This is a genomic window from Fulvivirga lutimaris, assembly GCF_009711525.1.
Classification (GTDB): Bacteria; Bacteroidota; Bacteroidia; order Cytophagales; family Cyclobacteriaceae; genus Fulvivirga; species Fulvivirga lutimaris.
The window spans coordinates 1-3,086 of the sequence record NZ_SMLV01000147.1; the positions used below are offsets into that span (position 1 = coordinate 1).

The window sequence follows — 3,086 nt, forward strand, 5'->3', positions numbered from 1 at the left end:
AAACTTACTGCATTGGAGTTGTCGTGCCCAGTATTGGTGTATATTTCTTTTCTAGAATCATCAGTGGTATGCAAAGAGTTGCTTCTGCAAAAGGGTACCAGCTACTTATTTGCCAGTCAAATGAGAAGGAAGAGGAAGAGGAGAAGTTACTAAAATCACTTTCTTCAGGTAGAGTTGACGGTATTTTACTTTGTATTGCGCAGGAGACTACCAGACTGAATCATATTAAAGAAGTGATGAATCATATGCCTGTGGTTATTTTCGATCGAGTTGACCCGGCATTAGAGACTGTTCAGGTGGAGGCGGATGATTATAATGCAGCATATATTGCTACAGAACATTTGATAAAAACAGGTTCTAAAAAGATAGCTCATTTGGCAGGGCCTACCTCAATGTTCAATACTAAGAATAGACTTAACGGTTATAAAGAAGCTTTGAAGAATGGCGATCTGGAGGTTAGTAACAGCCTTATTGCAAATTGTGATTTTGATAGGCATGTAGTCGGTCAGTCGTTAGAGAAACTATTGAAGGAACATCCTGATGTTGATGGGATTTTTGCAGTCAATGATAATCTTGCTGTTGAAGCTATTATAGTATTGAAGAAAATGGGTTATAAAGTGCCTGAACAAATATCTGTAATAGGTTATGGTAATTACCCGATTTCTAAGATTGTAGAGCCAAGATTAACCACAGTGAGTCATCATTTGTCCGAAACCGGAGAGAGATCAGCTAGATATCTTCTTGAAATGATTGAAAAGAAAACTCGAACAATAGAAATAGAACCAGCATTCGTGCCGGAGTTGATCTTAAGAGATTCTACTAAGCAGATTTAATATTTTTCAGGGACAAAATTTTGGTACTCCATCGGGGGCCTTACATATTTCCTCATTTCAGGTAAATCGGGGAGTTCTATTTTTTCAAAATCTATGGGTTGATAAGGAATAAGACTAAGAAGATGGTCGATACAATTTAATCGAGCTTTCTTTTTGTCATCACCATTGACAACATACCAAGGGCTTTGCTTAGTGTCGGTGTGAGCAAACATTTCATCTTTAGCCTTACTATATTCAAGCCAATGGGCTCTGGACTTTAAGTCCATAGGGCTAAATTTCCACCTTTTAGTAGGGTTTTCAATTCTTTCTTTAAATCTTAATTCCTGAACTGAATCGCTCACTGAGAACCAGTACTTTATAAGTATTATACCAGAACGAATAAGCATTCTTTCAAATTCAGGGCATGACCTTAAGAATTCTTCATATTCAGCTTCCGTACAGAAACCCATTACCTTTTCAACCCCAGCTCTGTTGTACCAACTTCTATCGAAAATTACCATTTCTCCTGCTGCCGGTAGGTGTTGGATGTAGCGTTGAAAGTACCATTGTGTTTTTTCACGTTCTGTTGGTACACCTAAGGCTACAACTTTGCATACTCTAGGGTTTAGTGGTGCAGTTATTCTTTTTATTACACCCCCTTTTCCTGCCGTATCTCTACCTTCAAATAGGACCACGACTTTTAGACCGTGTTTTTTTATCCAACGTTGTAAATGGATCAGTTCCATATTGAGGTTTTTGAGTGCCTCATTATAGTCTTTGTTTGAAATGGAAGTACTCATAGTTCTTGAATTTTAAAATTCATCAGCAACCAGTGCTTTCTCTTCAACCTCTACATGATTAAAAAAGTCTGGGGAAGCGGCTTTTGCAGCTCTGTCCCAACCTTGAGGTAAAATATCTTCAAGCAAAGCACCTGGTTTTAAGAATTCATAGATTTCTCCATAATGTTTTATCTCTGTAAAATCAGTTCTGCGCATTCTATGCCATGGACGTAATTCTGTAGTTGAAGATAAACCCATCGACCCAATAATTTCTGCTACACTATGAACGGTGCCATCATGATATGAAGCCGTTCGCTTAGCTTTATCCTCAATATCCAAACCTTTTACCAATTGAGGATTTTGAGTTGCCACTCCGGTAGGACAAACATTGGCATTACATCTTAAAGCTTGTATGCAACCAATAGCCATCATCATGCCCCTGGCTGAATAACATAAATCGGCACCAATAGAAATATTCTTAACCACATCAAAACCAGTAATTATTTTGCCGCTGCATATCACCTTTATGTCCTTTCTAAGGTTATACCCAACCAATGCATTATGAACAAAAATCAAGGATTCATTAAGAGGAGTACCAATGCTGTCGGAAAACTCTACAGGAGCAGCACCTGTGCCGCCTTCTGTGCCGTCAACCGCAATATAATCAGGTAATATGCCTGTTTTTATCATTGCCTTACAAATTGCAAGGAACTCTCTGCGCTTACCTATGCATAATTTAATTCCTATTGGCTTAGCTCCAGACAATTCTCTCAACTTCTTTACAAACTCCATCATTTCTGTAGGAGTGGTAAAGGCAGAGTGTGCAGGAGGTGAGTTAACATCCTGACCCATAGGTACATTTCTGATTTTTGAGATTTCTTCAGTTACTTTAGCAGCAGGCAAAATACCACCATGACCAGGTTTTGCACCCTGAGAGAGTTTTATCTCAATCATTTTAACATTGGTATTATGAGCCTTCTCTTTAAAAAGTTCTTCATCAAAATTTCCTTCTAATGTTCGGGCTCCGAAGTATCCAGTACCAATTTGCCAGATGACATCGCCACCATTTTTTAAATGGTATTCTGTTAAACCGCCTTCACCGGTATTATGGGCAAAGCTGCTCATCTGAGCCCCCTTGTTTAAGGCCATTACCGCATTTTTACTTAATGAACCATAGCTCATGGCCGATATGTTTAATATACTGGCATTGTATTTTTGTTGGCATTCGGGGCCACCAATTGTTACCCTGAGGCTTTTAGGATCTGGGTGTTTTGGGTTAAGTGAATGATTTACCCATTCGTAGCCTACATCGTAGACATTGCGTTGTGTTCCGAAAGGAAGTGTGTCCAGCTGTTTTTTGGCCCTTTGATATACCAAAGACCTCGATTGCCTAGAGAATGGAACTCCACTGAAGTTGGTTTCTATAAAGTATTGACTTATTTCTGGACGGATACTTTCGAGAATGTACCTGAAATTACCAACCAATGGAAAGTTC

At 38.9% G+C, this 3,086-nt stretch carries 3 protein-coding genes; 1 reads left to right on the forward strand and 2 read right to left on the reverse strand.

Annotated elements, in window-relative coordinates:
• Positions 1-833: LacI family DNA-binding transcriptional regulator (locus tag E1140_RS00895; protein ID WP_155178070.1), on the forward strand; the 833-nt coding region annotated here is incomplete at its 5' end.
• On the opposite strand, the gene ppk2 is transcribed toward E1140_RS00895, so the two are convergent.
• Both ppk2 and E1140_RS00905 read right to left on the reverse strand, forming a co-directional pair.
• Complete coding sequence (gene ppk2 / locus E1140_RS00900) at positions 830-1,612, reverse strand: polyphosphate kinase 2 (RefSeq protein ID WP_155178072.1); 783 nt, start codon at positions 1,610-1,612, stop codon at positions 830-832. The genes E1140_RS00895 and ppk2 overlap by 4 nt on opposite strands.
• 12 nt (positions 1,613-1,624) lie before the next feature.
• Positions 1,625-3,086: FMN-binding glutamate synthase family protein (locus tag E1140_RS00905; protein WP_155178074.1), on the reverse strand; the 1,462-nt coding region annotated here is incomplete at its 5' end.

What these genes read in the sequence shown, in the direction of transcription:
- ppk2 (WP_155178072.1), bottom strand. Translation starts at nt 1,612, where the DNA reads ATGAGTACTTCCATTTCAAACAAAGACTATAATGAGGCACTCAAAAAC.